Annotated in this window: 18 protein-coding genes; 10 read left to right on the top strand and 8 right to left on the bottom strand. The window is 67.0% G+C overall.

The genetic code is table 11. The features are described 5' to 3' along the window. The first annotated feature begins 18 nt into the window (after window positions 1-18). Complete coding sequence (locus tag NMQ09_RS02085; protein WP_255192799.1) at window positions 19-1,881, top strand: PAS domain-containing sensor histidine kinase; 1,863 nt, start codon at window positions 19-21, stop codon at window positions 1,879-1,881. On the opposite strand, the gene NMQ09_RS02090 is transcribed toward NMQ09_RS02085, so the two are convergent. Then, window positions 1,878-3,056 (bottom strand): aspartate kinase, encoded by a 1,179-nt coding sequence (locus tag NMQ09_RS02090; protein WP_255192800.1) that lies wholly within the window; start codon window positions 3,054-3,056, stop codon window positions 1,878-1,880. The two genes, NMQ09_RS02085 and NMQ09_RS02090, sit on opposite strands and share 4 nt — an antisense overlap. 215 nt (window positions 3,057-3,271) lie before the next feature. On the opposite strand from NMQ09_RS02090, the gene NMQ09_RS02095 reads away from it, so the two are divergent. The 4 genes from NMQ09_RS02095 (at window position 3,272) to NMQ09_RS02110 (ending at window position 8,327) form a co-directional block, all read left to right on the top strand. Then, window positions 3,272-3,715 carry a hypothetical protein gene (locus NMQ09_RS02095; RefSeq protein WP_255192801.1) on the top strand — a complete coding sequence of 148 codons (444 nt, stop codon included), beginning with the start codon at window positions 3,272-3,274 and terminating at the stop codon, window positions 3,713-3,715. A gap of 144 nt (window positions 3,716-3,859) precedes the next feature. Beyond that, complete coding sequence (locus tag NMQ09_RS02100) at window positions 3,860-4,633, top strand: FkbM family methyltransferase (protein WP_255192802.1); 774 nt, start codon at window positions 3,860-3,862, stop codon at window positions 4,631-4,633. Between the two features lie 126 nt (window positions 4,634-4,759). After that, on the top strand, window positions 4,760-7,534 hold the full coding sequence (gene alaS / locus NMQ09_RS02105) for an alanine--tRNA ligase (protein ID WP_255192803.1): 2,775 nt from the start codon (window positions 4,760-4,762) through the stop codon (window positions 7,532-7,534). A gap of 124 nt (window positions 7,535-7,658) precedes the next feature. Continuing rightward, a complete protein-coding gene (locus NMQ09_RS02110) occupies window positions 7,659-8,327 on the top strand; it encodes a helix-turn-helix domain-containing protein (protein ID WP_255192804.1) in 669 nt (222 codons plus the stop codon). Between the two features lie 28 nt (window positions 8,328-8,355). On the opposite strand, the gene NMQ09_RS02115 is transcribed toward NMQ09_RS02110, so the two are convergent. Next, window positions 8,356-8,676 (bottom strand): cupin domain-containing protein, encoded by a 321-nt coding sequence (locus NMQ09_RS02115; RefSeq protein ID WP_255192805.1) that lies wholly within the window; start codon window positions 8,674-8,676, stop codon window positions 8,356-8,358. A gap of 87 nt (window positions 8,677-8,763) precedes the next feature. Between NMQ09_RS02115 and hisI the strand changes: the two genes are divergently transcribed. Both hisI and NMQ09_RS02125 read left to right on the top strand, forming a co-directional pair. Continuing rightward, complete coding sequence (hisI, locus tag NMQ09_RS02120; protein WP_255192806.1) at window positions 8,764-9,132, top strand: phosphoribosyl-AMP cyclohydrolase; 369 nt, start codon at window positions 8,764-8,766, stop codon at window positions 9,130-9,132. 7 nt (window positions 9,133-9,139) lie between these two features. Beyond that, a complete protein-coding gene (locus NMQ09_RS02125; protein ID WP_255192807.1) occupies window positions 9,140-10,273 on the top strand; it encodes a DUF7118 family protein in 1,134 nt (377 codons plus the stop codon). A gap of 36 nt (window positions 10,274-10,309) precedes the next feature. On the opposite strand, the gene glmM is transcribed toward NMQ09_RS02125, so the two are convergent. The 5 genes from glmM to hisH all read right to left on the bottom strand — a co-directional run bounded on the left by glmM (window position 10,310) and on the right by hisH (window position 15,488). Further along, the gene (gene glmM, locus NMQ09_RS02130) at window positions 10,310-11,674 is read right to left on the bottom strand and encodes a phosphoglucosamine mutase (protein ID WP_255192808.1); all 1,365 of its coding nucleotides are present in this window, start codon (window positions 11,672-11,674) and stop codon (window positions 10,310-10,312) included. A 49-nt stretch (window positions 11,675-11,723) separates the two neighbouring features. After that, complete coding sequence (locus tag NMQ09_RS02135) at window positions 11,724-12,644, bottom strand: cation diffusion facilitator family transporter (protein ID WP_255192809.1); 921 nt, start codon at window positions 12,642-12,644, stop codon at window positions 11,724-11,726. Window positions 12,645-12,786: 142 nt separating this feature from the next. Then, window positions 12,787-13,344, bottom strand: coding sequence for an RNA 2',3'-cyclic phosphodiesterase (gene thpR / locus NMQ09_RS02140; protein WP_255192810.1), 558 nt, complete (start codon window positions 13,342-13,344; stop codon window positions 12,787-12,789). Window positions 13,345-13,424: 80 nt separating this feature from the next. Then, a complete protein-coding gene (locus NMQ09_RS02145; protein ID WP_255192811.1) occupies window positions 13,425-14,774 on the bottom strand; it encodes a cytochrome P450 in 1,350 nt (449 codons plus the stop codon). Between the two features lie 54 nt (window positions 14,775-14,828). Beyond that, window positions 14,829-15,488 carry an imidazole glycerol phosphate synthase subunit HisH gene (gene hisH / locus NMQ09_RS02150; protein WP_255192812.1) on the bottom strand — a complete coding sequence of 220 codons (660 nt, stop codon included), beginning with the start codon at window positions 15,486-15,488 and terminating at the stop codon, window positions 14,829-14,831. Between the two features lie 136 nt (window positions 15,489-15,624). Between hisH and NMQ09_RS02155 the strand changes: the two genes are divergently transcribed. Continuing rightward, window positions 15,625-15,912, top strand: coding sequence for a hypothetical protein (locus NMQ09_RS02155; RefSeq protein WP_255192813.1), 288 nt, complete (start codon window positions 15,625-15,627; stop codon window positions 15,910-15,912). 1 nt (window position 15,913) lies between these two features. Here the strand turns inward: NMQ09_RS02155 and NMQ09_RS02160 are convergent, their stop codons facing one another. Next, window positions 15,914-16,510 (bottom strand): uracil-DNA glycosylase, encoded by a 597-nt coding sequence (locus tag NMQ09_RS02160; RefSeq protein ID WP_255192814.1) that lies wholly within the window; start codon window positions 16,508-16,510, stop codon window positions 15,914-15,916. A gap of 170 nt (window positions 16,511-16,680) precedes the next feature. On the opposite strand from NMQ09_RS02160, the gene NMQ09_RS02165 reads away from it, so the two are divergent. Both NMQ09_RS02165 and NMQ09_RS02170 read left to right on the top strand, forming a co-directional pair. Beyond that, window positions 16,681-17,694, top strand: coding sequence for a type II glyceraldehyde-3-phosphate dehydrogenase (locus tag NMQ09_RS02165; protein WP_255192815.1), 1,014 nt, complete (start codon window positions 16,681-16,683; stop codon window positions 17,692-17,694). Window positions 17,695-17,758: 64 nt separating this feature from the next. After that, entirely contained in the window at window positions 17,759-18,154 is a 396-nt protein-coding gene (locus NMQ09_RS02170) for an Hsp20/alpha crystallin family protein (RefSeq protein ID WP_255192816.1), read from the top strand. Window position 18,155 lies beyond the last annotated feature (1 nt).

Below are 18,155 nucleotides of genomic sequence, written 5' to 3' on the forward strand. Positions count from 1 at the left end.
CGAAACGAACAGACAGATATGGGAGAGAAGTTGGGGGGCTGGTCGTCGAACGCCGACGCGGACGCCGCCGAGCGACGAGGCCGGGACCTGTCCTGGTTTCGGCGGGCCGTCGAGTCGTCCGGCCACGCGGTGTACATGACGTCCCCCGCCGGGGTCATCGAGTACGTAAATCCCGCGTTCGAGAAGCTCACGGGCTACCCTGCCGAGGAGACACTCGGGGAAACCCCGCGGATTCTCAAATCCGGTGAACGCGACGAGCCGTACTACGAAGCCCTCTGGGAGACGATCAGAGCCGGCGAGGTCTGGGAAGAGGAGATCGTCAACAGCCGCAAAAACGGTGAACAGTATACGGCCTACCAGACTATCGCCCCGGTCTTCGACGAGCGCGGCGAGATCGAGGGGTTCATGGCGGTTCTCAACGACGTCACCGAGCGCAAGAACGCGGAGGAAGGCCTGCGTCGACGGGAAGAACGGTTCCGGACGATGTTCCAGCGCCACAGCGCACCGATGTTGTTGATCGATCCGGGGACGGGGGCGATTCGAAACGCGAACGAGGCCGCAACCGAGTTCTACGGCTACTCGGTCGACCAGTTCACGGAGAAGAAGATTCAAGAGATCAATCGTCTCTCCCCCGAAGAAGTCGCCAGGGAGAGGCGGCGAGCCGAGCGGGAAGACCGGAATCACTTCGTCTTCGATCACGAACTCGCCGATGGCGACGTGCGGACGGTGGAGGTCCACTCCTCGCCGATTGGTCTCGAGGATGGGACCCTCCTCTTTTCGATCGTCCACGACATCACGGCGCGAGTCGAGTACGAGCGCGAACTCGAGCGTCACAAGGAACTCGTCGAGAACGTCCCCGTCGGCATCTACCGGAACACCGCCGGCGAGGCCGGGACCTTCGTCGAGATCAATCCCGCGATGGTCGAAATGTTCGACGCTGACTCAGCGGAGGAGTTGCTCGACCAGCCCGTCAGCAGGCTGTACGTCGATTCAGTACGACGGGAAGCGTTCTCGAAGGCGGTCCAGGAGAACGGTCGGGTGACCGAGGCGGAACTCGAACTCGAGACGCTGTCGGGTGAGACGTTCTGGGGGTCGGTCTCGGCGATCGTGTCCACCGTCGACGGGGAGACGTACTTCGACGGCGTCATCCAGGACATTACGGCACGCAAGGAGTACGAACAGCGCCTCGAGGATCAGCGCGACGACCTGGAAGTGCTCAACCAGATGGTCCGCCACGACATTCGAAACGACCTGCAACTCGTATTGGCGTACGCCCAGACCCTCGAGGAGTACGTCGATCCGGAGGGGCAGGAGTATCTCGACACCGTCCTCGAGAGCGCACACAACGCCGTCGAGTTGACGAAAACGGCCCGGGACGTGGCCGAAGTGATGCTCCAAACCGAGAGTAGCCGAGAAGGCGTCGCGTTCTGGCGAGTCCTCGAACGGCAACTCGAGGGAATAGCGACGTCGTTTCCGGATGCGGAGGTTTCCGTCGACGGGGAGCTTCCCCGCGTGACCGTACTGGCCGACGAGCTGCTCGAGTCAGTGTTCCGGAATCTACTAAAAAACGCCATCCAGCACAACGACAAGGAGAGAGCCGAGGTCGCCGTCTCGGCGACGATGTGTGCCGATCACGTGGAAGTACGGATCGCCGACAATGGGCCAGGTGTCCCCGAGGCACAGCGAGCTGAGATCTTCGGAAAAGGTGAGAAAGGGATCGAAAGTGAGGGGACGGGTATCGGACTCTATCTCGTTTCCACGCTCCTCGAGGGGTGGGGTGGAAGCGTGTGGGTCGAAGACAACGAGCCGGAAGGGGCGATCTTCACGGTCGAATTGCCGAGAGCTGAGCACTCGATTGGAAACGACCGCGACAGGTCCTAGAACAGGTCCTGGGCGATCTCGAGCGTCTCTTCGCGGTCGGCCCAGCCGACGAAGATGGCGACGCTGGTCGCGCTCGTGATGAGGTCGTGGACGTTGATGTGAGCCTCTGCGAGCGGATTGACGATCTCGCTGATGACGCCGGGCTGGTTGGGCAGTTCGCCGCCGGTGACCCGGACCACGGCCAGCGGATCGTCGAGGGTGACACTCGAGAGGGCGTCTTGCTTGATGACCTCCCGGTGGAGGATGTTCTCGGCGAACTCGGCCTCGTCGACGTCGACGTAGAACGTGATGGTGTCGACGCCGCTGGCGACGGCGTCGATGTTGACGTCGTGGTCGCCGAGGGCCGCCGACAGCGACTGGAAGACGCCGGGCTGATTGCGGATGGCCCGGCCAGCGACGGTGAGACAGGCCAGGGGCTGCTCGCGCATATCGACGAGGCTCTCGAACTCGCCTTCGATGCTGGTCCCGCCGGTCAGCAGATCGCCGTGCAGGTAGTGGACGACGCGGACGCCCAGATTGCCGCCTTTGTACGAGAGCGCCGAGGGGGCGACGACCTCTGCGCCGCGAAACGAGAGGTTCCGGAGTTCGTCGACGGAGATCTCGCCGACGTTGCGCGCGCCTTCGACGACGTTCGGGTCGCCGGTCATGACGCCCTCGACGTCGGTGACGATGACGACCTCGTCGGCCTCCATGTACTTGCCAAGCATGACGGCTGTGGTGTCAGAGCCGCCACGGCCGAGGGTCGTGACCGTTCCGTCGTGTGCCTCGGCGAGGAAGCCGGTGATCACCGGCACGACCTCGTCCATCTCCTCGGCGAGTTCGAGGGCGCGCGTTCTGGTCTCCTCGACGTCGACCTCGCCGTGTTCGTCGGTGATGACGGGCCAGTCGTCGCTGCCGGGCTCGAGAAAGCGGGCCTCGACGCCGCGGGCGGAGAGGGCAGCCTTGAGCATCCGGACCGACGTCCGTTCGCCCATGCTGACGATCTGGGCCCGGTCCTGGTCACCGGCCTCGAAGGTGATCTCCTCGAGGAGGTCGTCGGTCGTCGAGCCCATCGCGCTGGCGACGACGGCGATCTCGTGACCGTCCTCGACGGCGGCGGCGACGGAGTCGGCGGCGCGGTCGATCCGGTCGCCGCTGCCGAGACTCGTCCCGCCGAACTTCGCTACGACGCGCATGACGTCACCCCACGGCTGCGTGAAGCGCTGGTGGATACACTCATGTGAGGGTTCGTTACTTGAGGGTGCAGATAACTGTTCCTTCCCTCCGGAAATTTACCGATCGGCGTGTTGCGGTGGCGCCGTCGGCGGCGAACGGGTGTCTCGAGGCCGCCTCTCGCTACAGGTCGGCGTCGGCCGGGATTTATATTCGTGGGTGGCATTGACACACGCCAATGAACGTACGGGATGCACTCGAGGCCGACGCCGACGCGCTGGCGGCGATCGCCGACGCGCCGACGGACGTAATGCGTAACCTCGTCCACGACCGGACGGTGCGCGTGGCCGAGGACGGGTCGCACGATCCGAACGCGGACGTCGACGCCACGCGGTACGGGGGCTCGAGTCCGGAGGACATCCTCGGGTTCATCAGCTTCGACGCGCAGGCGGGAACGGTTCACGTCACCCAGATCGACGGCACCGAGGCGGCCTGCCGACGCTTGCTCGCCGAACCCGTCCGGTTCGCCGACTGCGAGTCGATGGCCGTCGAGGTGTTGGTTCCCCTCGGTGACGACACCGTCATGGAAGCCGCCAGAGAACTCGGATTCGAGGAAGGGGGCCTCGGGCCGCAGTTCGACGGTGCCCGGACGGTGCGATTTCGACTCGAGCCCGACTCCTGATCGACCGACGCCGTCACGACCGCTCGAGCATCCGGTTTATGGCCGGCTCGAGCCGATGGCGAAGTTGGGTCCGTCCGCGCCCTCGAGCGCCGGCCGACTCGCCGAAACGACCAACAGTGAGGGGGTCGTCTCTCGGATCGACACATGGCGAGTGACGTCGGGATCGCGACGCGAGCGTTCTACCGGGCGCGTGGCGTCGCCTACGGGGTCTACCACCGGCTGACCCGCGCCAACTACGAGCGTGAGTGGCTCGCCCGGGCCAACCGAACGCCGGCCGGCACGTTCCGGTGTTACGAGCCCCTCCCCCGACACGGCGACGACCGGATGCTCGCGGAACTCGCCGACCACTGCGGGCCGGCAGACGTGATCTACGACGTGGGCGCGAACGTCGGCGTCTACGCACTCGCGCTCGCGAGTGGGGCTCCCGACCGACGGGTCGTCGCGTTCGAACCCGCCCCCTCGACCGTCGACCGCCTCCGGGCGAACGTCCGACTGAACGGCCTCGAGGACCGGATCGACGTTCACGCCTGCGGGCTCGGCCACGAGGCCGGTGAGCGGCCGTTCTACCGCTCGACGTACCCCGAACTCTCCGCGTTCGATCCCGAGAGCGCGAGCCGCTGGGAGGCGTCCGTCGCCGGGGTCGTTACAGTCTCTGTCCAGTGCCTCGATGACTTGAGCGGCTCGCTCCCGGCACCCGACGTCCTCAAGCTCGACGTCGAGGGGGCCGCCCCGGCCGTCCTCCGGGGCGGTCGGGAGACGCTCGAGCGTCACCGACCGACGATCTTCCTCGAGGTCCACGAGGATGGACTCGAGGGCGACGTTCCCGGCGAACTTCGGTCGCTGTTCGCCGACCGACCGTACGTCGTCCAGGAGCGCGAAGGCTACTGGCGGTGTGACCCCGACGACCGAGTCGCGTGACGGACCGTGGCCCCAGCCACAACAGGCGGTTCGATTCGCCGGCCCGGACGCTCATCGGGTGCGATATTTTCCGGTGTGACCGTTGCGGAACTGTTTTACCGACCGACTGGCCAAGGGTATACACAAATGAGTGACCTGGAGGAAGAGTACCGCCTCGAGTACTTCCGGGAGGAGGGATTCGAGCGGAAGGCGTGCCCGAAGTGCGGGGTACACTTCTGGACGCGCGACCACGACCGGGAGACCTGCGGGGAGCCGCCGTGTGAGGAGTACGACTTTATCGACAACCCGGGGTTCGATGAGGAGTACAGCTTAGAGGAGATGCGCGAGATCTTCCTCTCTTTTTTCGAGGACCGAGATCACGAACGGATCGACCCCTATCCCGTCGCCGCGAATCGCTGGCGCGACGACGTCCTGCTGACCCAGGCGTCGATCTACGACTTCCAGCCGCTCGTGACGAGCGGCGAGACGCCCCCGCCGGCGAACCCCCTGACAGTGAGCCAGCCCTGCATTCGGATGCAGGACATCGACAACGTCGGCAAGACGGGTCGACACACGATGGCCTTCGAGATGATGGCCCACCACGCGTTCAACGTCCGCGAGGACGCCGAGGACGAGTACGCCTACGAGGGCGAGGTCTACTGGAAGGATCAGACGGTTGCCTACTGCGACGAACTGCTCGCCTCGCTGGGGGTCGACATCGAGGAGGTCGTCTACATCGAGGACCCGTGGGTCGGCGGCGGCAACGCCGGTCCCGCCATCGAGGTCATCTACCGCGGGCTCGAGCTCGCCACGCTCGTTTTCATGTGTATGGAGCAAGACCCCGAGGGCGAGTACGAGCTCAAAGACGGGAACCGCTACTCGTTCATGGACACCTACATCGTCGACACGGGCTACGGGCTCGAGCGCTGGACCTGGATGAGCCAGGGGACGCCGACGGTGTACGAGGCGGTCTACCCCGAGATGATCGCCTTCCTCAAGGAGAACGCGGGCATCGAGCACACCGACGAGGAAGCCGAACTGGTGGGCCGGGCCGCCCGCCTCTCTGGCAACCTCGACATCGACGACGTCGACGACGTCGAGGCCGCCCGCGGCGACATCGCCGACGCACTCGGCGTCTCGACTCAGGAGCTCACCGCCCTCGTCGAACCCCTCGAGGACGTCTACGCCATCGCCGACCACTGCCGGACGCTCGCGTACATGCTCGGCGACGGCATCGTCCCCTCGAACGTCGGGACGGGCTACCTCGCGCGAATGGTGCTCCGGCGGACGAAACGCCTCTGTGATACCGTCGGCGTCGACGCCCCGCTCGACGAACTGGTCGACATGCAGGCCGAGCGTCTCGAGTACGAAAACCGCGACACGATTCGCGACGTCGTCCGGACCGAACTCGAGAAATATCGCGAGACGCTCGAACGCGGCAGCCGCCGGGTCGAGGCGATCGCCGAGGAGTACGCAGAACGCGGCGAGCCGATCCCGACCCAGGAACTGATCGAGCTCTACGACAGCCACGGCCTCCAGCCGGATATGGTCGAGGAGATCGCCGCCGATGTGGGTGCCGACGTCGACGTCCCCGACGACTTCTACAGCCTCGTCGCGGCCCGCCACGACACGGCCGGCGAACTCGAGGCGGCAGAGGAGGAAACCGACGAACGCTTCGAGGACCTGCCGGAGACCGAGAAACTGTACTACGACGACCAGAGGCGAACCCAGTTCGAGGCGGTCGTACTCGACGTCTTCGAGCGCGAGGAGGGCTACGACGTCGTCCTCGACCAGACGATGTTCTACCCCGAAGGCGGTGGCCAGCCCGCCGACCACGGAACGCTCGCGACCGACGACACGACCGTCGACGTCCGCGACGTCCAGATCGAATCGGGTGTGGTCCTCCACCGGACCGACGAACCGCTTGGCAAAGGCGAGTTCGTCAACGGCCAGGTCGACGGCACCCGACGGCGCCGGCTGATGCGCCACCACACGGCCACGCACGTCGTCGCTCACGCCGCCAGGCAGGTCCTGGGGGGACACATCCGCCAGGCAGGCGCCCAGAAGGGCGTCGACAGCTCGCGGATCGACCTGCGCCACTACGCGCGCATCTCCCGCGAGGAGGTCAAAGAGATCGAGCGCATCGCCAACGCCATCGTGATGGACAACACGACCGTCACCCAGGAGTGGCCCCACCGCAACGAGGCCGAGGCCGAATACGGCTTCGACATCTACCAGGGTGGCATCCCACCGGGGACGCACATCCGGCTCATCCAGGTCGACGAGGACGTCCAGGCCTGCGGTGGCACCCACGTCGCCCGCACCGGCGACGTCGGCGCGATCAAGATCCTCTCGACCGAGCGCGTCCAGGACGGCGTCGAACGCATCACGTTCGCTGCCGGCGAGGCCGCCATCGAGGCCAGCCAGCGCGACGAGGACGCCCTCTACGAGGCCGCCGAGATCCTCGACGTCTCCCCGCACGAGGTTCCCGAGACCGCCGAGCGCTTTTTCGAGGAGTGGAAAGATCGCGGTAAACAGCTCGAGGAACTCAAAGAACAGCTCGCCGAGGCCCGCGCCAGCGGCGGTGGCGGCGGCGAGGAAGTCGACGTCGGCGACGCCACGGCCGTGATCCAGCGTCTCGACACCGACATGGACGAACTCCGCGCCACGGCGAACGCCCTCGCCGAGAACGGCAAGATCGCCGTCCTCGCAAGCGGCGAGTCAGGTGCCCAGTTCGTCGTCGCCGTCCCCGACGACGCGGGCGTCAACGCCGGCGAGGTCGTCGGCGAACTCGCCGCGAGAGTCGGCGGCGGCGGCGGCGGCCCCGCCGACTTCGCCCAGGGTGGTGGCCCCGACGTCGACGCACTCGAGGACGCCCTCGAGGACGCCCCCGACGTGCTCCGGCAGGTCCAGAACGTCTGACGGTTCGCTCGGGCGTTTTTCTTTCTCCAGTTCCACGTCGTTCGTCGCCGGCTGTTCGACCGTACGCTCGCGTCACCACAGTCGGAACTAAATGCACATCTGCTGGAAGCGCGAACGAGTACGTATGGCCCTCATTGGGAGAGCGGAGGTCGGTCCGCCGCCGGGACAGGCGGCACTGGAAGCCGTTCCCGACATGGAACTGCTCTTCGAGGACATTCGGTCGCTCGAGGACGAACCGTGGCGGATGATCATCTGGGCGACGGGCGACGACTTCGAGCGGTACGAGCGCGCGCTCACCGCCGATCCGGAGATCGACACCTACGATTGTCTCACCGAATTGCCGGATGCACGCCTGTATCGGCTGGAGCTTTCAGCAGAAGGGCAGCGCAAAACGCTCCACTCCGTCTCCGTCGAGGAGGACATCACGATTATCCGGCTTACAGCAACGGCCGAACGGGAGGAACTTCTCGCCCGGTTTCCAACGCGCGATGCTGTCGTCCAGTTACGAGACGGCAGTCTCGAACGGGACCGGGAGTTTACGTTGTTGAACTTGTATGAGGAAGAACAGGTAGACGGTACCATCGGTTTCGAAAGTAAGTACGGCACGACGACTGCGCAACGAGAAGCGCTTCTCACGGCGCTCGAGAAGGGGTACTTCGACGAGCCCCGGAAGGCGACGCTGGCGACGGTCGCCGAGGAACTCGGCATCTCGAAAACGGCGCTGTCAGAACGCCTCCGACGCGGACAGAAAGAACTCCTCCTCAATACATTGGCTCGTCAGCATTCGCAGTAGTACGGGTACGGAAGGATAGTCCGACCGTTCAGGGCGCGCCGATCAGGACGAAGCGACTCTCGACGTCGCCGTTGTGGATCTGGTGGGTCGCCTCCGGCGGAATCCGGATCGCGTCGCCTTCCTCGAGGTCGACCGCCTCGTCCTCGATGGTGACAGTCGCCTCGCCTTCGATCAGCAGGTAGACCTCCTCGTGGCCCTCTTCCTCGTGGTCGTGTTCTTTCCCTTCCCAGCCGGGGTCGGCCTCGAGGACGGTCACGCCCACGTTCTCACAGTCCAGTTCGTCCCGGAGGAAGTGCAAGCCGTTCGTGTCGTCGACGTCGTGGTAGTTCGTCTTGGTGTACTCGGTCATGGCTGTCGGGAAGTCCTGCCACGGACAGCCGGATAAGCCTTTGCGGGTGGCAAAAGACCTATCCGCCGGACGGTCATCCCCTCGTACATGGACGACGGCATTGCGGTGGACTTCGGCGAGGACGGACTCGTCCCCGCTATCGCCCAGGACGCCGAGACGGGCGAGGTGCTGATGCTCGCGTACGTCTCGCCCGAGGCGCTCGAGCGGACCCGCGAGACGGGGCTGGCCCACTACTACTCGCGCAGTCGCGACGAACTCTGGCAGAAAGGCGGGACGAGCGGGCACGTCCAGCGCGTCGAGGAGGTCCGGGTCGACTGCGACGAAGACACGCTGCTCTACCTCGTCGAACAGGAGGGCGGGGCCTGTCACACGGGTCGCCGGTCGTGTTTCTTCCGGACGATCGACGGTGAGGACGTCGGCGAGCGCGTCTTCGACCCCGACGCAGTGTACGAGTGATCCTGCCATGAGCGAATCCGTCGCTCGACCCGAGCCCGTCGCCCGCCTCGAGCGAGCGCGCGAGCGTCTCGCCGCCCTCGAGGCGGAGATCGACGACCACGGCGAGCAGACGGTCGAGGCCGCTGCGCAGGCCTACCGGAACGCCGCGAAACTGCTCGATGACTACGTCGATCGGGCGACGGGGACGGGCCGGGAGAACTTCGCGGCGTACGTCCAGCTCGAGGGGCAGTTCGCCGCGCTGGTCGACGGACTTCCGGACGACCTCTACCGACGCGACGCGTTCGAGGCCGCCCTCGACGCGATCGACAAGCGCCGACTCAGCGAGGACGACTTCGAGCGCGCCGAGGCTGCCCTCGAGCCGGCCGAGGCGTTCAGCCGACTCCTCGCGGATCGCGAGGCGGCCCGCGAGGAACTCGAGGAGGCCCGGAAAGCTGCTCGGCTCCGCCTCCGCGAACTCGAGGCGGAGATCGCCGATCGGGAGCGAACGCTCGAGCTGGCGACCGTCGACCTCGACGCGCCGGTCGAGCGGCTCCGCGAGCCGATCGAGGCGTACAACGACGCCGTCCGGGAGGCCGTTACCGACTACGTCGCCTCGGCCTCCGCCCGCGAGGTGTTCGCGCTGCTCGAGCGCAGCCGCCTCTACCCGCTAGTCGAGTTCGAACGGCCGCCCGAGGACCTCCGGGCGTACGTCTCGGAGTCGCCGGCAGGCGAATCCACGATCCCGGAGTTGCTCGAGTACGCCGACTACTCGCGATCGAAACTCGACCACCTCGTCGAGGACGCCGACGCGCTCAAGCGGAACGTGGCGACCAGACGGACCTACCTCACCGGCATCGACGCCGAGCCGTTGACGATCCCGTGGCCGCCGGCCGACGCGGCGACGCTCCGATTTCAGGTCCGCGAGCGCCGCCCGTTCGTCGCCCGCGTCGCCGACGAGGACGTGATAGCCATCCTCCGGACGATTCAGGAACTGACCTACGACCCCGACTACGACCGCCTGCAGACGGCGGCCGTCGCGATCGATCAGCTGAGCGAGGACGAACGCGAGCGGCTGGCCGACGGCAGACTCGAGGACGAACTCGAGTCGCTCCGTCGAGAGCGGACGGCGATCGGGGCAGCGCTCGAGCAGGACGACGAGTAACGCGATTCCCTTTCACGCCGAACAATCGAACCGTGATCAGGCGTCGGCTTTCGCCTCGAGCAGGGCGTCGTACATTCCCTCCGCGAGGTCGCGTGCCCGCCCTTCCTCACGGGCCTCGGCGTAGACGCGCACGAGTGGCTCGGTGCCCGAGGGGCGGGCGAGCACCCAGGCGTCGCCGTAGTCGAGGCGGTAGCCGTCTCGGGTGTTCAACTCGGCGTCGGCCTCGCGGGCGAAGGTCGCCACCGCCTCGAGCATTGCCTCGCGCTCGGCCGTCGACTCGTAGGCGACGTTCCGTCGATCGTTGACGTAGCCCCCGTACGGGGCAACGACCTCGCTGACGGGTCGGTCTGCGATCAGCTCGAGGAATTTGGCGGCCGTGTAGGCGCCGTCTCGGGAGAGCCGGTAGTCGGGGAAGAAGATGCCGCCGTTGCCCTCGCCCGCGATCGGCACCCGACGACCGTCGGCCTCGAGGTCGCGGATGCGGGTGATGATGTTCGTCGAGCCGATGGGGGTGAGTTCGAGGTCGGCACCCACGTCGTTCGCGACGTCGACGAGCCGCTGGGAGACGTTGACGGCCGAGACGGTGACGTCGCCGGCCTCGAGTGTAGCGGCGGCGAGGGCAGCGAGGGTGGCGTCACCCTCGACGTAGGCGCCGGATTCGTCGAAGAAGATCGCCCGGTCCGCGTCGCCGTCGTGGGCGATGCCGACGTCGGCGCCGGCCGCGCTGACGAGCCGGCCGAGGTCGCCGAGGTTATCCGGGATCGGTTCCGGATCGCGACCGGGGAAGTGGCCGTCGGCCTGTCCGTTGACGGTGACGACGCGACAGCCCAGTTCCCGGAAGATCTCCGGACTGGTCAACGAGCCCGCCCCGTGGCCGGGGTCGAGCGCGACGGTCAACTCGGCGTCGGCGATACGGTCGCGGTCGACGGCGGCGAGCACCTCCTCGACGTACGCCCGTCCGACGCCGTCGACCTCGCGCATCCGGCCGATCTCGCTCCACGGGACGGTCGCGAACACCTCCTCGAGTAACGTCGATTCGACTCGCTCGAGGTCGGCGACGGCGAGTTCGACCCCGTCCTCGCCGATCAGTTTGACGCCGTTGTACTTCGGCGGGTTGTGCGAGGCCGTGATCATTATCGCCGGGATCCCCTCGCGCTCGGCGTACGCTTGCACCCCCGGCGTCGGGACGACGCCGACCCGATCGACGTCGACCCCCACGCTCGCCAGCCCGCTGGCGGCCGCGTCGGCGAGCATCCGTCCCGTCAGTCGCGTGTCCCGGGCGACGGCGACCCGGTCGAACCCCCAGACCGTCCCCGCGGCTTTCGCCACGCGCAGGACGAACGCCGGCGTCACCTCCTCGTTGGCGACACCCCGCGTCCCACTCGATCCGAACACTTCCATTACGATGTACTCGGTATGGCGTCCCCAAAGTGATTCCGGATGTGCGCGATCATCGGTCGCGTCGCGGGTCGCGGCCCTCCTCGGCGTCTTTCCACTCGCCGATGCCGGACGGGTCGAGGTGGACGTGGGCGTCGCCGACGTCTTCGACCTCGCGAAGCGACTCGAGTAACTCCGTCTCGAGGTCGTGGGCCTCAAGGAGCGTGAGCTCGCCGTCGACCTCGGCGTGGACTTCGACCTCGAGGACGGGCCCGTCGTAGTAGACGACGAGGTCGTGGACGCCCTCGACGTCGGGGTGGGCGAGCAGTCGTCGACGGACCGCGTCCCGCTGGTCGTCGGGTGGCGCCGCACCGACGACGTACACGAGGTTCTCTCGCGCGATGCTCACCCCCTGGTAGATGACCAGGACGCTCACCAGCCCACCGGCGATGGGGTCGAGCATCGGGTACCCCAGGAACAGGCCGACGACGCCGACGGTCGCGGCGATGGACGTGTAGATGTCGTTGAGACAGTCCGCGGCGAGCGCCGACAGCGCCGTCGACCCGATCGTCTCGTTGACGGTCGCGGTGTACCAGTAGACGGCGTACATGCTGCCCATCGCGAACGCCAGCGCGCCGAGCAGGAGGGGACTGAACACCGCGTCGACGCCGAACGCCAGTCCGTGGATCGATTCGTACAGCAGGTTGGTTCCCAGGAGGACGATCACTGCCCCGACGAACAGTGCCGTCAGCGGCTCGATTCGGGCGTGGCCGTGGGGGTGGTTCGCATCGGGGTCCTTGAAGCGGGTATCGCCCCAGATCAGCACGACGACGCTCGCGATCAGGTCGGCAACGGAGTGAGCGGCGTCGGCGAGCAGCGCCACGCTGCCGAAGGCGAGGCCGACGGCTCCCTCCACGACGATCTTCGCTGCGTTTCCCAGCACGTTCGCCCACGCCGCTCGAGCGAACCGAGTGCGCTCGGCGTCGTCGCCCATACACGTTTTAGAGCTAGTCTAAACTTCAGCCTTGGCATTCGAGAAGTGAACGCGAATCGTTCGACCGGGCCGTCTCGTTCGTTAGGGGCGGCTAATCGATCAGCCTGGGGCCGGCCGGATACGCGTTCGGTCGCGCGGGAGTTCACTCGAGCGGGAACGACTCGACGGTCGAGTAGACTGGTCCCTCGGCGGTGAGCGTACTCTCGGTGAGCCGAAGCTCCTCGACGGTCGTCTCACCGACCGTCGGATCGCGCTCGGCCACGAGTTCCTGGACCAGCTCCTTCCCGCCGGCGTGTTCCATCCGCGCGAGGGTGACGTGCGGGGTGAAGTCGTGACGCTCGGGGTCGAATCCCATCGCCGTCGTCCGTTCCTCGACGGCCTCGTGCAGCCGCGTCAGCTCCTCGCCACCGTCCTCGAGGCCGAGCCAGACCACGCTGATGTACTCGAGGCTCGGGAAGACGCCCAGGCCGCCGAAGCGGGCCGGAAACGGTTCGACGCCCGCGTCGGCGACCGCGGCCTCGAGTTCGGTACACAGGTCGGGAACGCGATCCTCGTCGACGTCGCCGAGGAACTTCACGGTGATGTGGGCCTGCTCGGGGTCGGTGAAGTTCAACCCGCTCGCGTCGGCGAACGCCGCCTGCACGTCGGTGAGTGCCTCGACGAGATCGTCGGGGAGGTCGACGCTGACGAACAGTCGCATGGCAGTCGTTCGTCGTCGCAGCTCTTGAACCTGTGCGGATCGAAACCCGCCGATCACCGGTGCGGATCGAGTCCACCCGATCAGCCGGCGGTTGGCCCGTCCGTCCGCCGCTCGAGGCGCATCTCCATTCCGCCTTTCGGGTGGGCCGTCAGCGATCCGCGCAGTTCGATCGGGCCGTCGTCGACCCGCCGGAGTCGGTACTCCTGGGCGACGACCGACGCGAGGATCGCGGCCTCGAGAGTGGCGAAGCCCTTCCCGATACAGCTGCGCGGGCCGGCCCCGAACGGGAAGTAGGCGTACGTGGGGTGAGTCGGCGCGTTCCACCGGTCGGGGTCGAACGCCTCGGGGTCGTCGAAGTAGCGCGGGTCGCGGTGGGTGGCCCACTGGGAGAGCAGGACGAACGAGCCGGCGGGGATCTCGTAGCCCGCCAGCTCGACGTCCCGGTCGACCGCCCGGAACATCGCGTACACGGGTGGATAGAGCCGCAGGGACTCCCGGACGACGTTTCGCAGTTCGGTCAGCCGGCGGACGTCGGCCGCCGTCGGCGCCTCGCCCGCGAGCACGTCGTCGACTTCCGCGTGGACGCGTGCCTCGACGTCCGGATGGTCAGAGAGCAGCGCGAACGTGTACGTGAGCGCCAGCGCCGTCGTGTCGTGGCCGGCCAGCAGCATCGTCAACAGCTCGTCGCGGATGCCCTGCTCGTCGATCGCGCCGGCCTCCTGCGCCCACAGCAGTCGGGCCAGCAGATCCGCGTCGTCCGCGTCGATTCCCTGGCGCTTGCGCGCTGTGACGAGGTCGTCGACGACCTCCTCGAGTCGCCGGATCGACCGCTCGAATCGGCGGTTCTCGGGCGTCGGCAGCCAGTCGGGCACCAGCGCCCGTCGCGGGTCGGGCTCGAACCGCGCGCCGATGGGCTCGAGCAGGTGTCCCACCAGTTTCGCCGTGCCGGGAGAGAGGTCGACCCCGAACATCGCCTCGACGATGATCTCGAGGGTAGTCCGGGTAAACTCCCACTCGACGTTCCGGACCTCGCCGGGCTCCCACCGGTCGACCATCGCGGTCGCCCGGTCGGCCATCACGGGTCCCAGTCGGGCGATTCGGTCGGGGGCGAACGCCGGCCCGGCGAGGTCCCGGCGCTCGCGCCACTGCTGGCCCTCGCTTAACAGCAACCCGTCGCCGAGGAGTTCCTCGAGGGCATCCGTCTGAAATCGGGGTTTCGAGAACGCGTCTTCGTCGGTCACGAGCACCCGCTCGACCGCGTCCGGTGAGGTCAGCAGGTGCGTCCGGATCGGCCCGAGGTCGAACGCCGCGACGTCGCCGTAGGAGCGACGGACGGCCGTCAGAAAGGCGAAGGGGTCGCGGGCGTACCGAGGGAGCACGCCCACGACAGGTGCGCCGTTCGGTCCTGGGGGTGCTGGACGGGAACGCATAGAAGAAACAGGGCTCGAGCGGTCAAGAACGTTGGCCCAACGCTCGAAACCGACTCACTCCGCACAGAGATCGACGAAGTTCCGTAAGATCTGCAGCCCCGTCTCACCGCTCTTCTCGGGGTGGAACTGGGTGCCGAAGACGTTGCCCGCTTCGTCCGCGACGATCGAGGGGAACTCGAGGCCGTACTCGGTCGTCGCGACGGTCGCTTCCTCGTCGTCGGGGACGGCGTAGTAGGAGTGGACGAAGTAGGCGTACTGCCCGTCGACTCCCTCGACGAGCGGGTGGTCGCGCTCGACGGACAACTCGTTCCAGCCCATGTGCGGCACCTTCTGCCCCTCGGCGAACCGGGCGTTGGTCCCCGGAATCAGGTCGAGGCCGGTGACGGCCGACTCGCCCTCGGTGTCGCCTTCCTCACTCGTCGTGAGCAACATCTGCATCCCGAGACAGATGCCAAACAGCGGCTGGCCGCGCTCGGCGACCGCGAGCAGGTCCTCGCGGATCGGATCGGCGTTCTCGATGCCCTCTCGAAAGGCCCCCACGCCGGGGAGGACGACCCCGTCGGCCGCCGCGAAGGCGTCGGGGTCGTCGGTGATCGTCACGGCGGCGCCGGCGCGCTCGAGTCCCCGCGTGACGCTGCGGAGGTTCCCGAGGCCGTAGTCGACGACGACGACCTCGGCCAGCGTCTCCTCGGGGGCGGACGTGCTCGTGCTCATGCGTGAGGCTGGGAAGCGGGTGGGCAAGTGCGTTGCCCTTGGTGACCGAATTTGCGGGCGACGAGCGAGGCGACGTCGTCGTTCGCTGCGTGGCAACCGCTGCGATTAAGCACGGCCAGCCGCTAGCTCCTCCCGAATGCGAGGTCCGGGAATCCTGCAGATGCTCGAGATCGCCGTGGGGCTGTCGATGGCGGGGCCGATGTTCATCGTCGGCTTCGAGTTCATCCGGACAGGTCAGACGATCGGCGGCGTCGGATTCTTCGCCCTCGGCGTCGTCGCCCTCTTTTTCCCGTCGTACCTCGTCCGCCGGATCGGCGGCCCGCGCACCTGGATCCGGCGCCGGCTCGGCTCTGAGGACGACTCCGCGAACTCGGACGTGAACGCCGACACGAACTCGAGTCTCCTGGATCGGTTTCGGAACTAGTTCAGAAGCCGTCGAGTCGCGTCTGCCCGCTCCCCGAGTCCACGCCCGCGAGGTCGGCTGCCCGCTCGAGCGCCGCCTCGAACGTTTCCGACTGGCTGCGGTCGTACAGCGTCGCCGCCGGGTGGACGCAGATCAGCACTCGGCGAGGCGTCTCCCCGATCCGGATCTCCTCGAGCGTGCCCGCCTCCTTGGTCACCGCCGCTGAGCGCTCGAGTAAGTGTTCCGTCGGTACCTTGCCGAGGGTGACGATCACCTCGGGGTCGACCAGCTCGATCTCGCGCTCGAGGTACTCCCGGCAGTGTGCGAGTTCGGTCTTCGTGGGGTCGCGGTTCTCGGGCGGGCGACAGCGGACGCAGTTGGTGATCCGAATGTCCGCACGGGCGAGGCCTACCTGCCTGAGGCCGTCGTCGAGCACCGATCCGCTCCGGCCGACGAACGGTTCGCCCTCGCTGTCCTCTTGGGCGCCCGGCCCTTCGCCGACGAACAGGACGTCGGCGTCCTCGGGGCCGGTCCCGTTGACGATCCGGCTTCGCGACTCGACGAGTGCTGGACACCGCTCGCAGGCGGTGACGCATACCCCCTCCATCTGTTCGTCCATGTGTCGGTCTCTTTCGGGCCGGTACTACGTGTTTCGGGTCGCAGGTGCTGGTCGGCGTCGATCTGTGGCGGGACCCCGGTGGTGCGGTTCAAACACAACTCTCACCCGAGTACGAATCGCTCGAGAAGCCTCGAAACGGTTATCCGCCTCGGTACAGGACTCCTCAGTACATGCTACAGGTCGCCATCAACGGGTACGGCACGATCGGGAAACGCGTCGCGGACGCCGTCCGCGCCCAGCCGGACATGGAGGTGCTCGGGGTCGCGAAGACGCGGCCGAACTTCGAGGCCGAACAGGCCATCGCGAAAGAGTACCCCCTCTACGCGGCGATCGAAGAGCGCGCCGACCAGTTCGGGGAGGCCGGCCTCGAGATCGCCGGCCCGGTCGAGGACCTGATCGACGAGGCGGACGTCGTCGTCGACGCCACGCCCTCGGGGGTCGGCGCCCAGAACAAGGAGCTGTACGAGGCCTACGACACCCCCGCGCTCTACCAGGGCGGCGAGGCCAAGGACCTGGCGGAAGTGAGCTTCAACGCTCGCGCGAACTACGCGGACGCGGCCGACGCCGATCACGTCCGCGTCGTCTCGTGTAACACGACCGGGCTCTCGCGGATCGTCGCGCCGCTCGAGGAGGCCTACGGCATCGAGAAGGTCCGGGCGACGCTGGTCCGACGCGGCGGCGACCCCGGCCAGACCTCCCGCGGCCCGATCAACGACATCTTGCCGAACCCCGTCACCCTCCCCTCCCACCACGGCCCCGACGTGAACACCATCTTCCCCGACCTCGAGATCGACACCCTCGGGATGAAGGTGCCCGCGACGATGATGCACATGCACAGCGTCAACGTCACGCTCGAGACGGACGTCGACGCCGCCGACGTCCGCGAGCTGTTCGCCGGGGAGAACCGACTGTTCCTCATCCCCGAACGGATGGCCATCGACGGCAGCGGGAAGCTCAAGGAGTACGCCTTAGACGCGGGTCGGCCGCGCGGCGACCTCTGGGAGAACTGCATCTGGGAGGAGTCGATCTCCACCGTCGGCCGCGATCTCTACTTCTTCCAGGGCATCCACCAGGAGTCCGACGTCGTACCCGAGAACGTCGACGCGATCCGTGCCGTGACCGGCCTCGCCGACGCCGACGAGAGCATGGCGACGACCGACGAAACGCTCGGCGTCGGGTTCTAGTCGCTCGAGTTCAACAACTAGCACCGACAGAAGGTTTTTGCTACGTCGCCTACTACGTCCGTCCATGCGCCGAGACGACCGCGACGATCCCTTCGACGACCTCTTTCGCGAGATCGAGCGGATGATGAACGAGATGATGAGCGGCGCGAACGTGAACTTCGAGTCACAGGCGAACGTCGACACCGGCTTCGGGATGGACACCCACGTCGACGTCCACGAGACCGACGAGGCGATTCGCGTCGTCGCCGACCTCCCCGGCGTCGAAAAGCAGAACATCGACCTCGAGTGCGATGGCGAGACGCTCACGATCTCGGCCCGGAGCGACCACCGCGAGTACGACGAACGCATCACCCTCCCTCGCCGGGTGAACGAACACACCGCGACCGCCACCTACAACAACGGCGTCCTCGAGATCGTCTTCGACCCCGCCGAGGAGTCTTCGGACATCACCCTCGAGTAAC

Source organism: Natronobeatus ordinarius (assembly GCF_024362485.1).
Classification (GTDB): domain Archaea; phylum Halobacteriota; class Halobacteria; order Halobacteriales; family Natrialbaceae; genus Natronobeatus; species Natronobeatus ordinarius.